At 46.0% G+C, this 18,611-nt stretch carries 19 protein-coding genes; 9 read left to right on the plus strand and 10 right to left on the minus strand.

Translation table 11 applies throughout. The annotated features are described in order from the left end of the window. Positions 1-437 precede the first annotated feature (437 nt). A complete protein-coding gene (gene nblB, locus QUB77_RS07810) occupies positions 438-1,112 on the minus strand; it encodes a phycobilisome degradation protein NblB (RefSeq protein ID WP_333171020.1) in 675 nt (224 codons plus the stop codon). Between the two features lie 120 nt (positions 1,113-1,232). Then, positions 1,233-1,733 carry a CBS domain-containing protein gene (locus tag QUB77_RS07815; protein WP_333171022.1) on the minus strand — a complete coding sequence of 167 codons (501 nt, stop codon included), beginning with the start codon at positions 1,731-1,733 and terminating at the stop codon, positions 1,233-1,235. A gap of 205 nt (positions 1,734-1,938) precedes the next feature. Between QUB77_RS07815 and QUB77_RS07820 the strand changes: the two genes are divergently transcribed. From QUB77_RS07820 to QUB77_RS07830, 3 genes are all read left to right on the plus strand, one after another. After that, positions 1,939-2,265 carry a (2Fe-2S) ferredoxin domain-containing protein gene (locus QUB77_RS07820; RefSeq protein WP_333171024.1) on the plus strand — a complete coding sequence of 109 codons (327 nt, stop codon included), beginning with the start codon at positions 1,939-1,941 and terminating at the stop codon, positions 2,263-2,265. Between the two features lie 179 nt (positions 2,266-2,444). Continuing rightward, a complete protein-coding gene (gene dacB, locus QUB77_RS07825) occupies positions 2,445-3,887 on the plus strand; it encodes a D-alanyl-D-alanine carboxypeptidase/D-alanyl-D-alanine endopeptidase (protein ID WP_333171309.1) in 1,443 nt (480 codons plus the stop codon). Between the two features lie 217 nt (positions 3,888-4,104). Then, entirely contained in the window at positions 4,105-5,001 is an 897-nt protein-coding gene (locus tag QUB77_RS07830; protein WP_333171027.1) for an alpha/beta hydrolase, read from the plus strand. A 149-nt stretch (positions 5,002-5,150) separates the two neighbouring features. Here the strand turns inward: QUB77_RS07830 and QUB77_RS07835 are convergent, their stop codons facing one another. Together QUB77_RS07835 and QUB77_RS07840 are read right to left on the minus strand one after the other, a co-directional pair. Continuing rightward, positions 5,151-5,375, minus strand: a complete 225-nt coding sequence (locus QUB77_RS07835; RefSeq protein ID WP_333159671.1) for a helix-turn-helix transcriptional regulator — start codon at positions 5,373-5,375, stop codon at positions 5,151-5,153. Positions 5,376-5,404: 29 nt separating this feature from the next. Beyond that, positions 5,405-5,881, minus strand: coding sequence for a Coq4 family protein (locus tag QUB77_RS07840; protein WP_333171030.1), 477 nt, complete (start codon positions 5,879-5,881; stop codon positions 5,405-5,407). 567 nt (positions 5,882-6,448) lie between these two features. On the opposite strand from QUB77_RS07840, the gene QUB77_RS07845 reads away from it, so the two are divergent. Further along, positions 6,449-7,168: a hypothetical protein gene (locus QUB77_RS07845; protein WP_333171032.1), complete on the plus strand. Its 720-nt coding sequence runs from the start codon at positions 6,449-6,451 to the stop codon at positions 7,166-7,168. 546 nt (positions 7,169-7,714) lie between these two features. Here QUB77_RS07845 and QUB77_RS07850 read toward each other — a convergent pair. From QUB77_RS07850 to recA, 3 genes are all read right to left on the minus strand, one after another. After that, entirely contained in the window at positions 7,715-7,981 is a 267-nt protein-coding gene (locus QUB77_RS07850; RefSeq protein WP_333171034.1) for a Txe/YoeB family addiction module toxin, read from the minus strand. Next, positions 7,974-8,228 carry a type II toxin-antitoxin system Phd/YefM family antitoxin gene (locus tag QUB77_RS07855; RefSeq protein WP_242720579.1) on the minus strand — a complete coding sequence of 85 codons (255 nt, stop codon included), beginning with the start codon at positions 8,226-8,228 and terminating at the stop codon, positions 7,974-7,976. Before QUB77_RS07855 ends, QUB77_RS07850 begins: the two co-directional genes overlap by 8 nt. 454 nt (positions 8,229-8,682) lie before the next feature. Beyond that, positions 8,683-9,810, minus strand: a complete 1,128-nt coding sequence (gene recA / locus QUB77_RS07860) for a recombinase RecA (protein ID WP_333171038.1) — start codon at positions 9,808-9,810, stop codon at positions 8,683-8,685. 313 nt (positions 9,811-10,123) lie between these two features. Between recA and QUB77_RS07865 the strand changes: the two genes are divergently transcribed. Continuing rightward, positions 10,124-11,740 carry a glycosyltransferase family 39 protein gene (locus QUB77_RS07865; protein ID WP_333171041.1) on the plus strand — a complete coding sequence of 539 codons (1,617 nt, stop codon included), beginning with the start codon at positions 10,124-10,126 and terminating at the stop codon, positions 11,738-11,740. A 365-nt stretch (positions 11,741-12,105) separates the two neighbouring features. After that, a complete protein-coding gene (locus QUB77_RS07870; protein ID WP_333171043.1) occupies positions 12,106-13,641 on the plus strand; it encodes a peptide ligase PGM1-related protein in 1,536 nt (511 codons plus the stop codon). A gap of 192 nt (positions 13,642-13,833) precedes the next feature. Here the strand turns inward: QUB77_RS07870 and lepB are convergent, their stop codons facing one another. Next, a complete protein-coding gene (gene lepB, locus QUB77_RS07875; RefSeq protein ID WP_333171045.1) occupies positions 13,834-14,442 on the minus strand; it encodes a signal peptidase I in 609 nt (202 codons plus the stop codon). Between the two features lie 89 nt (positions 14,443-14,531). Here lepB and QUB77_RS07880 point away from each other — a divergent pair, with 89 nt between their 5' ends. The 3 genes from QUB77_RS07880 (at position 14,532) to QUB77_RS07890 (ending at position 16,596) form a co-directional block, all read left to right on the plus strand. Next, complete coding sequence (locus tag QUB77_RS07880) at positions 14,532-15,854, plus strand: dihydroorotase (RefSeq protein WP_333171047.1); 1,323 nt, start codon at positions 14,532-14,534, stop codon at positions 15,852-15,854. Positions 15,855-15,915: 61 nt separating this feature from the next. Further along, positions 15,916-16,257 carry a DUF433 domain-containing protein gene (locus tag QUB77_RS07885; RefSeq protein WP_333171049.1) on the plus strand — a complete coding sequence of 114 codons (342 nt, stop codon included), beginning with the start codon at positions 15,916-15,918 and terminating at the stop codon, positions 16,255-16,257. A gap of 3 nt (positions 16,258-16,260) precedes the next feature. Further along, positions 16,261-16,596 (plus strand): DUF5615 family PIN-like protein, encoded by a 336-nt coding sequence (locus QUB77_RS07890; protein ID WP_333171051.1) that lies wholly within the window; start codon positions 16,261-16,263, stop codon positions 16,594-16,596. Between the two features lie 16 nt (positions 16,597-16,612). Here QUB77_RS07890 and tsaE read toward each other — a convergent pair whose 3' ends face one another. Both tsaE and QUB77_RS07900 read right to left on the minus strand, forming a co-directional pair. Further along, positions 16,613-17,062: a tRNA (adenosine(37)-N6)-threonylcarbamoyltransferase complex ATPase subunit type 1 TsaE gene (tsaE, locus tag QUB77_RS07895; protein ID WP_333171053.1), complete on the minus strand. Its 450-nt coding sequence runs from the start codon at positions 17,060-17,062 to the stop codon at positions 16,613-16,615. A 141-nt stretch (positions 17,063-17,203) separates the two neighbouring features. Continuing rightward, on the minus strand, positions 17,204-18,604 hold the full coding sequence (locus tag QUB77_RS07900) for a gluconeogenesis factor YvcK family protein (protein ID WP_333171055.1): 1,401 nt from the start codon (positions 18,602-18,604) through the stop codon (positions 17,204-17,206). Positions 18,605-18,611: the final 7 nt, after the last annotated feature.

An 18,611-nucleotide genomic window follows, 5' to 3' on the forward strand; every position in this document is an offset into this window, starting at 1 on the left:
GCTAGCTGGTTGGACACAATTCAATAATTATGTTAATCCCTGCCGCTACTGTATTTATTTTCATTATAGCTTTTGTCAAAGTGGGGATGTCAAGAGGGAGAATCTGGTTTGGATCTGGAAGAGTGCGATCGACTTTGAGGAGAGTTTTCAAGGAATTCGCGATCGCCCGTGGCATCAATACAATTTTAGATTTTAGATTTTAGATTTTAGATTTTTCCTGATGAGTAAGGTTGGCGCTACGCAACCAGCCCCCTGGCTGGCTAGAAACCCGGTTTCTACGAGTTTTGCAGACAGGAAAAAGAAATATAGGAAGAAACCGGGTTTCTGAATTATGTGTGCGATCGCGAACAGAGTTTTTAGTAGAATCTTCACAAAAAATTCTAAATTAATTCAAAATTCACAAGCGTGCAGGGTTGTTCGCGATCGCCAAAGCAATCTCAAGATTTCAAACTATTTTCTTGTCCGGCTTTCGCCTCCTGAGCAACTTGTTCAACCTCATCTTTGGCGAGAATTTCCAAAGCCGCCTCTGCTTCTTTACCGCCCAACCGCCCGAGAGCTTGGGCGACTCTATAACGGATTTGCCAATCAGCATTGGAAGCGTAGGGAAGCAGCAGCGGCAGCGCCCGTTTATCTCCCAATTCACCTAATGCGCTGATCGCAATGGTTTGGATCAATTCGTTTTCAGAGGTCAGGGCATTTTCTAACATGGGAAAGGCTTTCGGATCTCCCATTTCTCCCAAAGCAGCAACGATGCTCATTTGCACCAGCCATTCAGATGTACTGCTATAAACTTGCTGCAAATCTTCTAAAGCATCGGTTAATTTCAATGCGCCCAAAGCATCGGCTGCTGCTGCTTGCACGTCGGGTTCGGGGTCGTTGTTCAAGCTGTTTAGCAGTACCTCTAAAGCGTTCGGCAGATTCTGCGTACCGAGGGTTGATATCTGGCTGACTGCTGCGTAGCGAACCCGGACGTTTTTATCGCCGATCGCAATTTGAATCAGTTTATAGGCAATCGCGGGTTCTAGTTGCCGCAGTTGGTTAACTGCTCGCAGTCTTTCGCCAAAATCCTCGGAATTCAGCAATTGTTCGACAGACTCAGGGGTAATGCTCATCGGATTTTAGATTTTAGATTTTAGATTTGGTAATTGGTAATTGGTAATTGCCAAAAGTCAGGGAGATTGAAAGAGCGATCGGCTCATTTTCTGATACAGTCCTGGAACTGCAACAGTTAATTAAGATTCGGCAGCCATCGATCGGATAATATCTCCCCTAGTGAGGATGCCGATTACTTTGCCCGCAGAATCGACCACTGGCAATCGGTGGATGCTGCGATCGTGCATCAGTTTGGCAGCTTCTTGGAGAGATTTGTCGGGTTCGATGGTAACTGGCTCTGTACTCATCGCTTCTCCTACTGTTTGTCCTAAAGCCTTGTGGAGTTCTCGCTCGTAACGAGATGGATTTTCCAAATAAATTACGCTGTCGAGCACCATAATGTAAGCGGGCGGAGTTACGCCGGTTTCCCGCCACATCAAGTCGGTTTCGGAGATGACTCCTACCAACAAGTCATTCTCATCTACGACGGGAAGACCGCTAATGCGTCGATCGGCTAAAATTTTAATCGCTTCGTTCAAGGGCATTTCGGGTCGCGCCAAAATCGGCTCGCGGCTCATTACATCGGCTACTGTTTTTGGCATGATTAGCGGTTGATTGAGTTGTTGCTCTAAATCGATCATATAGGGAAATCGTGACACAGACTGAAGAAAGGCAGCTCTGCTGAAGGGATTCGTTAGAAGGTAGAAGGAAGGAAAAAGTTTGAATGCCAGAATTTTGCTGTTTTTGTCGATCGCACTATAAAATTCTGCCGTTTGCCTCCCTCCAGCGGGCGATCGACCTGACAAGATTGTTAAGATATCTTAAAGAGCGGATAAATCCTTACCAATGCCAGAATCTCCAACCTCAGAACCAGACTCCCAACCAGAAGCGCGCTGTGTATTGGTTTGCCAGTATGTATCTTGCCTGAAAAATGGTTCAGCAGCAGTGCTAGCTGCTTTTGAAGCTCAACAAGTTGCCGGGGTGAAAGTGGAAGCCTGTAGCTGTCAGGGACAGTGCACCACTGGCCCGACTGTACGAGTTACCCCGGACGAAATTTGGTATTGTCGAGTTAAACCGAGTGATGTACCGTTAATTGTGGAAGAGCACCTCAAAGAGGGAAAACCTGTAGAGGCGCTGTTCAATCCGAGAATTCATGCGCGTTATTATTATTAATATTGACTTGATTCGGTGAAACTTCCAAGCTGTCGGACATCTAATAGACCTTTTGCTTTCATTCGCTTTCCTATATTGAAATTATCTGCGTTTATCTGTGTTTATCTGCCTTAACTCTGCGGTTTTTGTATTTCAAAAATTCATGAAATCTTATCTATTATGGAAATTGAGCTTTGAGAATCAAAAAAATTGCGGTTAGTTTGTTAACCTTGCTGCTGGGGAATTCGCCGCAGGTGGTAGCTCAAATGCCGACGGTTGCTGGGGATATTTGTCCTGGGGAATTGGGGGCGCAAGTAGATGCGATCGCCAACCGTCCCGAATTTAGCCGATCGCGCTGGGGCATTTTGATTCAACCTCTATCTTCTACTACTACTCTCTACAGCCGCGACGCCACCAAATATTTTATTCCAGCATCAAATGCCAAGCTGCTAACTACAGCCGCTGCTTTGCAGAAACTCGGTGCAGATTTTCGGATTAAGACATCGGTTTACAGTGGCGAAAATGGGAATTTGTACGTTGCCGGCAGGGGAGATCCGAGCATTGCTGAGGCTCAGTTGAAATCCTTGGCGCAGCAGTTGAAGCAGCGGGGAATCAGTCAAGTTAACCAGTTGATTGGCGATGACAGCTATTTTCAAGGCAGTGCAGTCAATCCGAATTGGGAATGGGAAGACGCGCAAGCTGGCTACGGAGCGCCGATTAACAGTTTAATTTTCAATCAAAACGCGATCGACCTTCTCTTGTCCCCCCAGGCAATCGGGCAACCTCTGAAAGTTACTTTTGCCGAACCAAAGCTGGCAAATCAGTGGCAAATTCAGAACAATTCAGTAACAGTCGCTCAAAGCGAATCTGAGTTTATTGAAGTTGGCCGGGAGTTCGATCGACCTCTAATTCGAGTGAGCGGACAGTTGAAAGTTGGTGGCGAACCTGAATCAGCTTATGTCGCAGTTGTCAACCCCGCTAATAATTTTTTGCAGCAGTTTCAGCAAGTTCTGGCGGCTGAAGGAATTCCTGTTAAACAGGCTTTAGTTGCATCGGCTTCGCGCAATTTAAACCAAGAATTAGCCACCGTTGAATCGCCGCCGCTGGCGGAATTGGTGAGAGAAACTAATCGCGAAAGCAACAATCTCTATGCAGAAGTTTTATTGAGATTGCTGGGAAAAGTTACAGACAAGATGCCCCAGCAGCAAGAGGATACAGGTGAAAGCGGTTTGAAAGAGTTAAAAACCGCTTTAACTCAATTAGGAGTAAATCCAAACAGCTACATATTAGCCGACGGTTCGGGACTTTCCCGCCACAATTTAATTAGCCCAGAAGCCTTGGTGCAAACTTTGAGATTTATGGCCACTTCACCTGCTGCATCGATTTACCGCCAGTCACTGCCGATCGCTGGCGAGAACGGCACTTTGAAAAATCGCTTCAATAATACACCAAATCGCGTAATTATGCAAGCAAAAACAGGAACTCTGAGCGGAGTTTCCGCGCTGTCGGGATATATCGAAGTTCCGAATTACGAGCCGCTGGTGTTTAGCATTATCGTCAATCAATCTGACCTATCGGCTGCAAAAATGCGATCGGCAACGGACGAAATTGTGCTATTATTGAATCGCCTGCGTCGCTGTTAAAACAACAGATTTAAGGTGACAAAGTTAACCTCAGTAGTTACACCTAAAACACAGGACACCCAAAAACCCTACAAGTTTTAAGTTTCATTAGATTGGAGCGGCGGGGATCGAAAAGCAGCTACAATAAAAGTAGAAAAATTAACACCATTGGGACGTTTTAGCCTGCTACCAGTCGGCGGGTTCTGTACTTCCCGAAAATAAGTCTAACTTTCCAACTATGAATTCTTTCGATTCCGAACAGCAACACATCTTTGTCGAAACCAATAACATCCGCCTGCACTGCGTTTCTCAAGGAGAAGGCGAGCTTGTTCTTCTCCTGCATGGGTTTCCAGAGTTTTGGTACTCTTGGCGTCATCAAATCCCTGCTTTAGCGCGTCATTTCAAGGTAGTAGTCCCGGATTTGCGGGGCTACAACGATTCCGACAAGCCGGAAAGCGGCTATGATTTAGATACGCTGAGCGCCGATATTCGCGGTTTGATTGCGAGCCTCGGTTATACAAAAGCTCACGTTGTAGGTCATGATTGGGGAGGGGCGATTGCGTGGCACTTAGCTCAAAAATTCCCCGAACAACTCAACCGCTTGGCAATTTTAAACGCTCCGCACCCGCAGCGATTCATGCAGGAAATGGCGAGCAATTTAGATCAAATCCGCCGCAGTTGGTACGTTTTGGCATTTCAGGTTCCCGGCATTCCCGAATTGTTGATCCGGCAAAACTTGAAAGATTTTGTACACAATGTTTTCCAAGGACAAGCTGTTCGCAAAGGATCTTTTAGCGCGGAGGAAACTAAGATTTATCAGACTGCTTTAGAAAAGCCGGGAGTATTAGCCGCCGCTATCAATTATTATCGGCAGATGTTTCATCCGCAGAGGCTTTGGAATTTGGGGCAGAAATTAGAACCTGTGACAGTGCCTACTTTGGTGCTTTGGGGAGAAGAAGATGCGTTTTTGAGCCACAAACTTGTAGAAGGTTTAGACAGATTTATTACGGCTCCGTTTAAGTTGAAATTAGTTCCTCACTGCGGTCACTGGATTCAGCAGGAAGCGCCACAAACGGTGAATCGAGAATTGCTGAGTTTTCTGAGAAATTCTTCTCCTTCTGTGGCTTTGGCATAGAAGGTTTTAAACATTGCAAATTAAAACCCGGTTTTACAGCTAAACCGGGTTTTCATCTGTCTAGGGATAGGTTTTTTTTAGGGTGCGTCGTGCCTAGAGTTTCTCGATTACCAGAGAATTCAAGCTAGCTGAGGCACCCTAGTTATTTATTAGTCCCAGAGCAAATTTTCTTGGATCAGCAGTGCAATCATCGCAGTTCTGGAACAAACACCGAGTTTGATAAAAATCCGCCTCACGTAAGTAGCAACCGTCCAGTGACTGATATTTAAATTTTTGGCAATACATTTGTTTGGCAGGCCTTGGGCTACTAATTGTGCGATCGCTCTTTCCCGTGGGCTCAGGCTAATTTCCGGTTTATAACTTTGGCTTTGCATACTTTTGCAATGAGGTAATGAGTTAATATCTAATCAATGAATGGTTGAATTCCGAGTTTTTCTCGAACTTCAGATAAAGGAGTTTCCCAATCAGATGCAACGTCCCAATTAATTAGCCCAGTGGCTAATTTTCCGTGTTTTAAGCCTTTGATAATGTGTCCGATCGCGCAACTTGACCCGCTGATCAGTCCAACTAACACTAAAATCGCATAAGAAGGAGGAAATACTTGAGCGCGAGTAAACGCTTGAAGTACCAATTCATCTTCTGTTGAAGCTGAAAAACCGGTCAGCACGTGCCAAACGTCGTGGTTTCGCTGAATCCAGTCTCCCGATGCGATCGGCTCAAAGCCTTGTTCGTCTAGAAATCGCGCCACTTCGCACCCTAATGTTCCTGCTGGCAGTTGGCGCAATTTTGCCAAGTCTATTTCAAAGTGTCGATCGCTCTCAATTTGAGGATTAATTGTTTGAGCCATCTTTAATATAACTCCTAATTGACCGTCAGCCATAATTTATTCTCCCTTCAACAATGATTTAAGTTTCGAGCAAATTAATTTATGTTGGTCAAGTTCATTTTTGGGCTGAATCAATACGATTTTTTTACTGGCTGAACTTAGAAATCGTATTTTCTGTCTAAGCCATCGGCTGTCAGGAGCTTTTACATTTCTTTACAAGCATTCTTAGATTTGAAATCTGCTACCTGTAAAAATCGCCCTAGTGTTTGGAATCCCAACTTGACGCACCGGGAAGTACCAGTAAAATCCACAGTATTTAGCGGTGATTGGAACCCCCTTACTTACGTATATAAATTTATTCTGCTGCTAATTATTGGAACTTGCAATGAGTCAGAAGTGGAAGCTTGCAAGCATCGTGATGCAAGTGCATACAAGTGAAGAGAGTGGAAGGGAGCTGAAGCAAGGTGAAGTTATGCAGAGTTGATGCCGGGGATAGTCCGCACGCAGGGTCAGACGAGTGCGCTGTCGCTCAAATGAGTGTCACTCATTTGAGCGACTGGTCAAGTATTTTCACCAACAGCTATAAATAAAGTAGAGATTCATATCATACAAGGTGTTGCTGTGAAAAAACTTTCCATTTTGTTATCCACAGGAGTTGTGTCATTAATTTGGTGCGCTGCTGCTAACGCTACCACTTATGTTAATCCTAACGGTAAAACTACTTTAAACTTGTCAGAAAAAGGAAACAATCGCAGAGGCTTTTACTTAACCAAAGTAGGCAATCGGGATTTTTTGGGAAATATTCAAATTACCCGTTCCGAAGGAGCAGCAGGCTCTTACTATTACAATGGGACTTTCAAAGACAGTGCGACCGGCCCTGGCAAAAAAATTGTTTGTTCTGGGGATATTACCATTGTTAGGCGTCAACTTGGAAGGAGCAGCCAATTGGGAGCCGAAGTTACTTGGAAGGTGAAAGCAGGAGAAAATTGTCCTTCTATCGGCCAGACATTTAAAGTAAATTTAGTCGAATCTTTACCGCGTCCTAATGCAAGTGGCGACTATACTTCTAGCAATTCTAATACTTGGTTGACTGAAACTGCTGGTTCTGCAACTTGGCCTGCTTGGCGAGTCACCTCGCGAGATGGACAACTCAACTGCCGCAAGACCGCAAACGGAGCAATTCAACGAGTTTACCGCGCGGATAAAGATACAGTTGCTGCGGAACTCAGGGGAGTAAATGCGATTACAATGGCGAACGGTCAACCCTGGTTGCTCACAAGACAAGGCTGTTATGTGCGCGCTAATTCTCAATACGTTCAGCCAGTTTCTATGCCGGAATAAGTGAGCGTAAGTAGGGAGCATCTCAATGAAAGCAGCCAAGCCCAAAATTGGAGTTTTGAGGCAAGAGGCAGAAGGCAGAAGGAAGGAGCCAGAAGAAGTATTTTTACAAATATGAGAGGCTCCCAGTTCCGCTGTCAGAGCCACGCAGCTTACCACAAGACATGAATCCAGTTTAGAAGGAGTATTTTGAAAACAATTGTGTTGGGATAAGCTGTTGTGGATTTAAATGGTATGTCAAAAAACAATAAAACAATGAGTGGGGTGGGCGTCCCGCCCGCCTCGAATATGCAATTTAAATAAAAAGTCCGCGTTATTTTGTGGCTTCGCTACTAAACAATCGCTCGCTGCATAACAATTGCCATGCAAAGGAGTACCCTCTCATCCCTGTTTATCCTGCAAAAGTTACATAGCGTGACACAAGTTACGCTCGCCCGTTAAATACAAAGTCGCTATCGTCATTAAATTAAAATTAAACTGCTCAAAGAATCGCCGACTTTCCTGTTCAACAAAAACGCCGCAGCATAGCTAAGCAGGCCAAGGAGGATGTCAATGAGAATAGTGGTATCGACAAGTGATAATCGTTAGATACTCGTCATCCACAGCATAAACTAATCGATTCGTATCATCAATTCGCCGCGACCAAAAACCAGCCAGATTCTCCCTCCGTGGTTCTGGCTTTCCGATACCCTCAAACGGCAATCGGATTGTTGCCTCAATTAGCTTGTTAATTCGTTTTAACGTTTTTTTGTCTTGCCCTTGCCAATATAAATAATCGCCCCAAGCCTCATCCGTCCATGCTAACTTTCTAGTCATCCAACAAATTTCGCTCTACCACTTTCCCCTGCTTAAACTGAGCAATAGAACGCTCCAAATGGGCAGCATTGGCGGGAGATTTGAGTAAATGAACTGTTTCCAGCAAACTATTAAAGAACTCTAGCGACATCACCACGGCATCCTCCGCATCCCGTCTAGTGATGATGGTATAGTCCGTATCTTCCACTACTCTGTCTAAAACAGCCTTGAGGTTATTTCTCGCTTCGCTAAAAGAAACAATATTCATGTAGTTGACACTTGTACTACTTAATGTACAAGTATAGCAATCCGCAATATATTCGGCAATCCCGAACTCATATCAAGTCCGGTCAATTTACTGGTTCTATGGCTGGAGCCTGGGAACTGATACCTAGAGGAAGAGCCGAAGCCGAGCGAAGAAAATTAAATTCGAGGCTCGCTTGTCGCTGTTGAGCGTTACTTTCGCTAAGCGCCTGGTAACGAGTAAAACGAGTAAACCAGTAAATTCGATCGCGCCGAAGCATAATTTACTGGTTTTACTGGTTCCCAGGCTGTGTTACTGGTTTACTGACTGTGCCTCTTAACCCATGTAAGCGACAAGCGAGCCGAAGCCGAGGGAAAATTAAATTCGAGGCTCGCTTGTCGCTGTTGAGCGTTACTTTCGCTAAGCGCCTGGTAACGAGTAAAACGAGTAAACGAGTAATAATTGAGGACTAAAAAACTTAAATTTCTTCGTCCAAACCATCTACATCATCTACATCATTTACATCATCTACATCATCTACATCATCTACCTCAACAGGAGCGACAGAATTAGCAGAAACTACAGCTCCCGTATCAAGTTTTTCGCGCACTAACTTCTCGATCTCATTTTTAAATTCGGTATTTTCCTCCATGTGCCGAATCACGTTGTCGCGTCCTTGAGCAATGTTGTCGCCCTTGTAGCTGTACCAAGAACCTTTCTTAGTAATTACTCCCATTTCGTCGGCCAAGTCAGTCAGACAGCCTAAAGTAGAAATGCCTTTGCCAAATACAATGTCAAATTCGGCAATACGGAAAGGCGGAGCAACTTTATTTTTAGCAACTTTAACTTTCGTGCGGTTGCCGTATTCTTCTGTACCTTTTTTCAAGCTTTGAATGCGGCGAATGTCAAGCCGCACGCTGGCGTAGAATTTGAGTGCGTTACCGCCGGTTGTTGTTTCGGGGTTGCCGTAAGTTACGCCGATTTTCTGCCGCAATTGGTTGAGGAAGATGACGGTACAGCCGGATTTGCCGATGTTGCCGGTGATTTTCCGCAAAGCTTGGCTCATCAAGCGGGCTTGCAAACCCATGTGGGAGTCGCCCATGTCGCCTTCGATTTCGGCGCGGGGGACGAGGGCGGCTACGGAGTCAATTACTACGATATCGACGGCGACGGAACGGACGAGTTGATCGACTATTTCTAGGGCCATTTCGCCGGTATCCGGCTGGGAAACTAAGAGATTTTCAATATCGACGCCTAAAGCTGAGGCGTAGGTGGGATCGAGGGCGTGTTCGGCATCGACGAAGGCTGCGATACCGCCGGATTTTTGGACTTCGGAGATCGCGTGGAGGGCTAGAGTGGTTTTACCGGAACTTTCCGGGCCGTAAATTTCAATGACTCGACCTTTTGGCAAACCGCCGCCCAAAGCAATGTCCAGTGTCAGGGCTCCGGTGGGGATGGTTTCTACCTTCATGCGAGTGGAGTCTCCCAATCGGACGATCGCCCCTTTGCCAAAGCTGCGCTCGATTTGGGAGAGTACGGAAGTTAGAGCTTTTTGCTTTTCTGAGTTTTCAGTGGAAGTTTTTATAGACGTATCTCTTTTTGCCATTTGCGGTACGCGGGTAGACCCCTTGCGGAGCTTGTTGATTAACTGTACAACACGTATGTTAGCAGTTATTTTTTGGCTCTGGAGGTTCTGCGGGGATTTGGTTTAAGATTCTTGATTTTGGGGGTGGTTCAGCCTGAGCCAGCTTTCACAAGGCACTGAGGTAGAGGTATTCGGCATCCGGCAGAGGGTAGAATGATCGTCTGTTGGGGGATGTAGTTGGTATCGATCGCTCCTTGAGTGAGGTTATGGTCTACAGTTCCAAATTCCGTGAAGCGTAGCTATCCCGGAGGAAATCGCCACAATTAGGACAAGCATGGGATCTACAACACATCAAGACACATCTGTTAATACCCAAAATTCCCGCTGGCTGATGAACTTATTGGCGATCGGCATTTTACTAGGTATCGGATTTCGGTTTTTTGAGATCGAGCGCAAACTGTACTGGCACGACGAAGCTTACACATCAATCCGCGCCGCTGGTTTCACCCGCCAAGAAATCGACGACGAACTATTCCAAAACCGGATTGTTCCGGCACCAGAATTGCAAAAATATCAGCGGATTAAACCGGGAAGTACAGAAGCAGATACAATTCGTTCTTTAGCACTAGAAGACCCGCAGCACCCGCCTTTATACTTTCTCATGGCTCGTTGGTGGATGCAGCAATTTGGCAGTTCTCTAACAGCATCTCGCAGTTTGCCAGCACTATTGAGTTTGCTGTCGCTGCCTTTGATGTACGCTTTAGCTCAGGAACTTTTCGCCTCGAATTTGGCGGCCTTATTAGCAACAGCACTTTTGGCTTTATCTCCCTTTGACATATTGTTTGCTCAGACAGCAAGGCAGTACAGTTTGCTAACAGCCACAGTTATTGGCAGCAGTTGGCTGCTGCTGAGAGCAGTGCGGTTGCGGGGCTGGCAAGATTGGGTATTTTACTCGCTGGCGATCGCCCTTGGTTTCTACACTCACCCTTTCTTCAGTTTAACACTCATTGGACACGGAGTTTTTATAATTGCTTACTGGTTGTTTGTGAAAAAAACCAAATTGCCAGGTCACGTCACTAATTCCCAATTTTTCTTAGCAGTAACAGCAGCTTTAATCTTGTATATCCCCTGGATTTACGTGCTGGCAACCAACCTGGAACGAGCATCAGCTACGACAGATTGGACGCGAGTAGCTCCCGGTTGGCTGTATCTTGTCAAATTGTGGACACTCAGCTTTACAGCCTTATTTTTTGACTTCGACTTCGGGTTTTATAATATTTGGACTTATCTGCTGAGATTGCCATTTTTGCTGTTAATTGGGGCAGCCGTTTACAAAATCTGCCGCCGGGCTAGCAGTTCAACTTGGCTGTTTATTTTAACATCAATTTTTGTACCTTTTTTGATACTGGCATTACCGGATATCATCCTAGGTGGCAAACGCTCTGCCGTCAGCCGCTATCTGATTTCCTGCTTTCCGGGAGTGCAGCTAGCAGTTGCTTACTTGCTCGCCAGTAACGTGAAAACTCAGCAGCGGTTTTGGCAAGTCATTTTAGGCTTGGTATTTACAGCAAGTATAGCCTCCTGTACAGTTAGCGCTTTTTCTGATACTTGGTGGAGCAAAGACTTGAGCTATTTTAATGCTGAAGTTGCGAAAATTATTAACAAAGAGGCGATAGCTAATCGCTCGATTAAAGATACAATTGTAATTAGCGATCGTGGCAACGATTTTACGAACATGGGAGATTTGCTGTCTCTAAGTTATTTGCTCGACAAAGACGTGCGGCTGATGCTGATGAGCCAGTCGCCAGATATGGAGATGCTGAACCAATATTCGGCTCCCCTGGTGTTCCGCCCTTCGGAAAAATTGCGATCGGCACTCAAGCAAAATCAACGCCGCTTAGAGCCAATTTTGCAGTATGCCAGACTTTTTCGAGCGCGGCGAGCTTCTTAGAGCAGATTGAGAGAAATAGACGATCGTCCCCGGTAGGGTGCGTCAGTCGATTTTAGATTTTAGATTTTATATTTTAGATTTATTCCACAGATGAATCTGGGAGATTAAACTTTGATCTAAAATTTTTGGAGATTAACGACAGGAGTAGGTGGGACGGTATCGGTTTTTGGGGGGGGTCAGAAAAAACTGTTTGAGTTGCCTCAAATATTTCGACTGACGCACCTTAAATCACTATTTGGGCATTTTGGTCAAGATTCCCGGTAAAGTGCGTCAGACAAAAAAACTGTGTGAGTTGTCTCAACTATTGGGGCTGACACACCCGACATCATCAGCAATAATTATTTGAATACTTAGGATAAAACGCAATGCCAGAGTTAAATAATTCATCTTCCGAATCGGCGCAGAAGTTTCGCAATCTTCAGACAGAATTACGCGAACGTTGGCGAGCTATCGAAGAATTCGACAGCGGAGATTGTGACATTATTATCATTCCTTCTCTCAGCTTAGATCAGCAAGAAATGCAGAAAGTTGAGGGGGCTTACCACTACGAAGAGCGGCATTTATTTTCATTAATTCGCCTGCGAAATCCGCGCACGCGCTTAATTTACATTACCTCCGAGCCTTTGCACCCGATGATTGTGGATTATTACCTGCAATTGCTGCCAGGCATTCCATTTTCTCACGCGCGCGATCGGCTTGTGCTATTCAGTGCTTACGATGCTTCTGCCAAATCCCTCACCCAGAAAATTTTAGATCGTCCCCGCTTGATGGAGCGTATTCGTCAAGCAGTGCGCCCGACAAAATCTTATATGGTTTGTTATAACTCGACGCCCTTAGAACGCGAGTTATCTGTTCAATTGGGGATTCCTTTGTGGGCCAGCGATCCCGATCTGTTATACTGGGGAACAAAAAGCGGTAGCAGGCAAATTTTTAAAGAATGTGGCGTGCCTTATCCTGATGGTTCCGAGTTGGTTTGGAATGCGGAAGATTTAGCGGAAGCTGCGGCCGAGTTGTGGGCACGGCAACCGCATTTGCAGCGGATCGTAATTAAGTTAAATGAAGGTTTTTCGGGGGAAGGAAATGCAATTTTAGATCTGAAGTCCCTCGCAGGTAAAGCGCCGGCAGAAAGAGCGAAGGCAATTGGCGCTCACTTCCATAATTTGCGCTTTCAAGCAACGGGCGAAACCTGGGAAAATTTTAGCAGCCGGATTCCCGAATTAGGGGCAATTGCCGAAGCTTTTATCGAAGGAGAAGAAAAGTTCTCGCCCAGCGTTCAAGGCAGAATTGTCCCCAGCGGCGAAGTAGAAATTCTCTCCACCCACGACCAAATTTTAGGAGGCCCAGACGGTCAAATTTTCTTGGGTTGCCGATTTCCGGCGGACGAATCCTACCGGCTGGCCTTGCAAGAATTGGGATGGAAAGTTGGGAAAAATTTAGCCGAAAAAGGGGCTTTAGAGAGATTTGGAGTAGATTTTCTCGCGGTAAAGCAATCCGATGGGAAATGGGATATGCAAGCAATAGAAATTAACTTGCGGAAAGGAGGCACAACTCATCCGTTTATGGCTTTGAAGCTGTTAACAAACGGTCGGTACGAGCGTACTAACGGATTATTTTACAGCCAGCAGGGCCGTCCGAAATATTATGTCGCTTCGGACAATTTGAAAAAAGATCGCTATCGGGGGTTATTACCGAACGATTTGATGGAGATTATTGCTGACAATCAACTGCACTTTGACAGCGGTACAGAGACGGGCAGTGTGTTTCATTTAATGGGTTGTTTGTCGGAGTTTGGCAAATTGGGAGTGACGAGTATCGGCAATTCGCCACAAGAAGCTGAGGAGATGTATAACAAAGTTGTGAAAGTTCTCGATCGCGAAACGTCAGGCGATTTTAGATTTTAGATGTTAGATTTTAGATTTGATCCTGTCAGTCAGCTTATATCCCCATCCCCGGCTTCTTGAAGAAGTCGGGGCTCTAATATCCCTCGCGTTTTGTATAGCAACCGACAAGACGATTAGGATGTTCTTAATCACCCAAACCATTGCTATTATTGAATTTGCCTTCTTGCTTGTTGCTTGCTCCTTCCGCTAGAGCTAATTTTTAGCAGGATAAAGGGGCGTGGGATCGATCGAACCTGTGCGGTTGAGTGGCCAAAAACGCACTATTGCCCTACCGATGATATTTTGCTTGGGTACAAAGCCCCAGTAATGGCTGTCACAGCTTGCGTTGCGGTTGTCGCCGAGCACCAAGTAAGAATTTGGAGCTACAACTACAGGCCCGTAGGGATACTGCGGAATTTCTTCAATATATTTTTCCTGTAGCGGCTGCTTGTTAATAAAAACTTTTCCGTCTTTGACTTGCACAGTGTCCCCTGGAAGTCCAATAACTCGCTTGATATAGGCATCCTTGATCGGCGGTGGCTGTCCCGTACACAAACTAGCCGGATCGGGAGGCATAAATACGATAATATCTCCTCGCTGGGGATCTTGGAATCGATAGCTGACCTTATCTATAATTAATCGATCGTTAATTTGTAAGGTTGGGAGCATCGAGCCGGTGGGAATGTAGCGTGCTTCGGCAACCAGGGTGCGGATACCAAAGGCTAAAAATGCTGCTAAGCCGATCGTCTTAATTCCTTCGATCCAAGGATTTTCGGTGTCTTGCGGTGGTTTTTCGTCGGCTGACTTGTCTAGACGAGTCATAGGGTATTGTAGTGACTGAGCTGGATACGAATTATAAACTTAATAATGCTTCCATGCTAGCACGCTGTTTACTCAATTAATGATATCTTATGACTCCCCAATCAAGTTTGTTAATCCGTCGCGCTCGCATTCTTTTGCCCACTGGTGAGTTTTTGGTAGGAGATGTGCAAATCTGCGATCGCCAAATTGTCAAGGTTGCTGCAGAAATTGCCGAATCTGGCGATCGAGAAATAGATGCGAAAGGCTTAACTCTGTTACCCGGAGTAATTGATCCCCAGGTACACTTCCGCGAACCGGGTTTAGAACACAAGGAAGACTTATTTACCGCTAGCTGTGCTTGCGCGAAAGGCGGCGTGACATCGTTTCTGGAAATGCCGAATACGCGACCGCTGACCACCACCCAAGCTGCCTTAGATGATAAACTAAGTCGCGCTGCCGAGAAGTGTTTGGTGAACTACGGCTTTTTTATTGGTGCAACGCCTGAGAATTTGCCGGATTTGTTGACTGCGAATCCGACTCCGGGAATTAAAATTTTTATGGGTTCGATGCACGGGCAGCTTTTGGTGGATGGAGAAGCAACTTTAGAGGCGATTTTTGCTGCAGGCGATCGGCTAATTGCCGTGCACGCAGAAGACCAAGCTAGAATCAACCAGAGGCGTCAGGAATTTGCTGGGATTTCCGATGTTGCCGTGCACTCGCAAATTCAAGACAATCAAGCAGCGTTATTAGCAACTCAACTAGCAGTAAAACTTTCTAAGAAATATCAGCGCCGACTGCACATTCTGCACCTTTCAACGGGGGATGAAGCTGAGTTTTTGCGCCACGAAAAACCGAGTTGGGTGACAGCAGAAGTTACGCCACAGCATTTGTTGTTAAATACCAGCGCCTATGAAAAAATTGGCAGTTTAGCTCAGATGAATCCGCCTTTGCGCGAGCCCCGCGATAACGAAATACTTTGGCAAGCTTTACTCGACGGCGTAATTGATTTTATCGCCACCGACCACGCGCCGCACACATTAGCAGAAAAAGCTCAAGAATATCCAAATACGCCGTCGGGAATGCCCGGAGTAGAAACTTCTTTGCCTTTGATGCTGACGCAAGCAGTAGAGGGAAGATGTACAGTGGCGCAAGTTGCTAATTGGATGTCGGCGGCAGTTGCTAAGGCTTATAAGATTCCGAACAAAGGCCAAATTGCACCGGGTTTTGACGCCGATTTAGTCTTAGTTGATTTGGAGAAATACCGCCCGGTGGTCGGAGCAGAGATGGCGAGCAAGTGCGGCTGGAGTTCCTTTGAAGGTTGGAGTTTGACTGGGTGGCCAGTTGTGACTGTTGTTGGAGGAAAAGTTGTTTTTGAGGATGGTAAATTGGATACAAATGTGAGGGGAGAAGCCTTGACATTTGACGCTGAGTAAGCATGACTTTAACTCAAGTGTTATAATTGGGTATTCCTGCATCGCAAAGGCGATTTTACCCATGCTCCTCGAAGAACTAGAAACACAACTCCTGGCCTTAACTCCGACTGAGAAAGCTGAAGCCATCCGGCTTTTAACCCAAAGTTTAAACAATAGTTGGCCAGGAATTACTAAAACTCCCGACGTGTGTGGCGGCGATGCTTGCATTGCCAAAACTAGACTTCCCGTTTGGCTGTTCGTGAGTTTGCGCCGTCAAGGTTCAAGCGATGCTGAACTTCTACAATTTTATCCCCATTTGAATGCTGCAAACTTAGTAAATGTCTGGACTTATGCTGAGGCTAACTCAGAAGAAATTGAAACAGCACTCCGAGAAGAAGCAGCAGCAATGATGCAGGAAGTATAATTTATGGCACGTCTCTATGCAGATGAACAGTTCTCGTTTCCTGTTGTGGCATTGCTGCGAAATTTAGGTCACGATGCCCTGACTATTCAAGAGGCAGGAAATTCCGGAGATGATGACCCCGAAGTATTAGCCTTTGCTGTGAATAACGATCGGGCGGTTATGACGCAAAATCGTCGGCATTTCATTCGATTGCATACTCAACAACCCAATCATGCTGGTATTATCGTGTGTACAGACGATAAAAATCTAGAAAGGTTGGCAATACGCATCAATGATGCTATTGCTGGTGAGGAAAATTTGAGAGGTAAATTGATTCGAGTCAACCGCCCGCCGCAGTAAGTTCGATCGCCTTTTCTCAATTTTCCCATTGCCAATCCAATAAGTCGCCATTACCAATTAGTTCAACTTGCCGCCCGTTATCGAGATAACTTAAAGAAATTTGCAAATAATTTTCTGGTTTGTACTGCAATCTTTCCGCCCATTCGATCGCCACAATTCCCAAATCCATTTCTAACCCGTCCCAATAACTTTCTAAGTGCAAAGCCTCGGCTTCTTCGGGTTCCAGTCGATACAAATCTAGATGATACAGCGGAACTCGCCCTGTAAAATACTCGTTAATTAGGGTAAAAGTAGGACTTTCGATCGAGTCTGAGATTCCTAAGCCTTCAGCGATGCCTTGAACTAAGGTAGTTTTGCCCGCACCTAAATCTCCTTGTAATAAGATTACAGTGCCTGGGGGGAGCGATCGACCTAACGCAACACCAAACTTGCGCGTAGCCTCAGAATCGGGAAGCAAAGTTTTCATTTCAATAATTAGTCATTAGTCATTAGTCATTTGTTATTTGTTATTTGTTACTCGCTGGCGGCGGCCAATAACCAATAACCAATAATATTAGTCAACAGTCAACAGTCAACAGTCAACAGTTCACAGTTAACAGTCAGCAGCTTAAATGTTCTGCGCGCGGCCGTACCAACGCAGCAACATTCCCGCCAACCTTTGCGAATTGTGGCGAATTAAACCCGTATTTTCATCTTCATCCATGACATTGGCGATGACAACTCGCCGCCCCAATTGCGTTACGGCTTCTCGATCGAGTACAACCGGATAAGAATCCTCCTGAGAATAGCGGATCAAAGCCTTTGCAGAAGGGACTTTTCCTTGAACTACTACAGCATCGAACAGCGGCCGGCCGCAAGCCCGGTCGATCGCCCGAATGTGGTCTGCAACACTGTATCCGTCTGTTTCCCCCGGCTGAGTCATAATATTGCACACATAAATGCGCGGAACATCGGTGTTGGCGATCGCATCAGCAATTTCCGGCACCAACAAATTCGGAATGACACTCGTATAAAGACTCCCCGGCCCAATAATAATAAAATCCGCTTCCCGAAGACCTTCCACAGCCCTAGGTAATGCCGGAGGTTTAGCAGGAGTGCAGCCTATTCTGAGGATTTTTCCGTTAGCTTTTGTAATGCTGGACTCCCCCTCAATCCTCCGGCCGTCAGCCAGTTCTGCCCACAAAGAAACGTCGCTCAGAGTAGCCGGTAGCACCTCTCCCCTAACTGCTAAAACTTTAGAACTCGCGGCGATCGCCTGTTCCAAATCTCCAGCAATATCGCTCATCGCCGTCAAAAACAAATTCCCAAAACTGTGGCCCACCAAACCGTCACCAGCCCGGAAACGATATTGAAATAACTCAGTCAATAACTTTTCCTCATCTGCCAAAGCGGCCAAACAATTGCGAATGTCTCCTGGCGGCAATACCCCAATTTCCCGCCGCAGCCTCCCGGAAGACCCCCCATCATCGGCCACGGTGACAATAGCAGTGATTTTGGCACTGTAATCCTTCAATCCCCTGAGCAAGTTAGAAAGACCCGTACCGCCCCCTATTGCCACAATTTTCGGGCCGCGGTGCAAGCGGCGGTGGTTGAGGAGTCGATCGACCAGTTCCTCATTCCCTTCGGGCATCAGCACTTGGGTAATAGAGTTCAAACTGCGAGTTTGCCCCCACAGAATTAACAAAATCCCGCCAGCAACGATCAGCGGGCCCGACACGTAATTGGGAATAACATCTGCAATCCACGCCAAAAAATTTCTCAACAATTGCAATAAGAAGAAAATTGGAGTCATCCCAGTCCAAATCGCTAAACCCAAAGTGGCAAGTACCACGCCGCTAGCACTAATCAGCAGCCACCGTTTCACTAACAGTCCGGGGGCTAACCACTTAAACCACTGGTGAACTCGCCCGTTCCGCAAAGAAGGGGGGTAAGGATTTCTGGATTGGGCAAAAACCTGCTTGGCTTTAGCCAAGACGCGGAGGGCTTTAGGAAGTGAACTAATTGACATGGTTAAT

Source organism: Microcoleus sp. AT9b-C3, from assembly GCF_036705485.1.
In the GTDB taxonomy this organism is placed as follows: domain Bacteria; phylum Cyanobacteriota; class Cyanobacteriia; order Cyanobacteriales; family Microcoleaceae; genus Microcoleus.

What these genes read in the sequence shown, in the direction of transcription:
- nblB (WP_333171020.1), bottom strand. Translation starts at nt 1,112, where the DNA reads ATGAGCATTACCCCTGAGTCTGTCGAACAATTGCTGAATTCCGAGGAT.
- QUB77_RS07815 (WP_333171022.1), bottom strand. Translation starts at nt 1,733, where the DNA reads ATGATCGATTTAGAGCAACAACTCAATCAACCGCTAATCATGCCAAAA.
- QUB77_RS07820 (WP_333171024.1), top strand. Translation starts at nt 1,939, where the DNA reads ATGCCAGAATCTCCAACCTCAGAACCAGACTCCCAACCAGAAGCGCGC.
- QUB77_RS07830 (WP_333171027.1), top strand. Translation starts at nt 4,105, where the DNA reads ATGAATTCTTTCGATTCCGAACAGCAACACATCTTTGTCGAAACCAAT.
- QUB77_RS07835 (WP_333159671.1), bottom strand. Translation starts at nt 5,375, where the DNA reads ATGCAAAGCCAAAGTTATAAACCGGAAATTAGCCTGAGCCCACGGGAA.
- QUB77_RS07840 (WP_333171030.1), bottom strand. Translation starts at nt 5,881, where the DNA reads ATGGCTGACGGTCAATTAGGAGTTATATTAAAGATGGCTCAAACAATT.
- QUB77_RS07850 (WP_333171034.1), bottom strand. Translation starts at nt 7,981, where the DNA reads ATGACTAGAAAGTTAGCATGGACGGATGAGGCTTGGGGCGATTATTTA.
- QUB77_RS07855 (WP_242720579.1), bottom strand. Translation starts at nt 8,228, where the DNA reads ATGAATATTGTTTCTTTTAGCGAAGCGAGAAATAACCTCAAGGCTGTT.
- recA (WP_333171038.1), bottom strand. Translation starts at nt 9,810, where the DNA reads ATGGCAAAAAGAGATACGTCTATAAAAACTTCCACTGAAAACTCAGAA.
- QUB77_RS07865 (WP_333171041.1), top strand. Translation starts at nt 10,124, where the DNA reads ATGGGATCTACAACACATCAAGACACATCTGTTAATACCCAAAATTCC.
- QUB77_RS07870 (WP_333171043.1), top strand. Translation starts at nt 12,106, where the DNA reads ATGCCAGAGTTAAATAATTCATCTTCCGAATCGGCGCAGAAGTTTCGC.
- lepB (WP_333171045.1), bottom strand. Translation starts at nt 14,442, where the DNA reads ATGACTCGTCTAGACAAGTCAGCCGACGAAAAACCACCGCAAGACACC.
- QUB77_RS07880 (WP_333171047.1), top strand. Translation starts at nt 14,532, where the DNA reads ATGACTCCCCAATCAAGTTTGTTAATCCGTCGCGCTCGCATTCTTTTG.
- QUB77_RS07885 (WP_333171049.1), top strand. Translation starts at nt 15,916, where the DNA reads ATGCTCCTCGAAGAACTAGAAACACAACTCCTGGCCTTAACTCCGACT.
- QUB77_RS07890 (WP_333171051.1), top strand. Translation starts at nt 16,261, where the DNA reads ATGGCACGTCTCTATGCAGATGAACAGTTCTCGTTTCCTGTTGTGGCA.
- tsaE (WP_333171053.1), bottom strand. Translation starts at nt 17,062, where the DNA reads ATGAAAACTTTGCTTCCCGATTCTGAGGCTACGCGCAAGTTTGGTGTT.
- QUB77_RS07900 (WP_333171055.1), bottom strand. Translation starts at nt 18,604, where the DNA reads ATGTCAATTAGTTCACTTCCTAAAGCCCTCCGCGTCTTGGCTAAAGCC.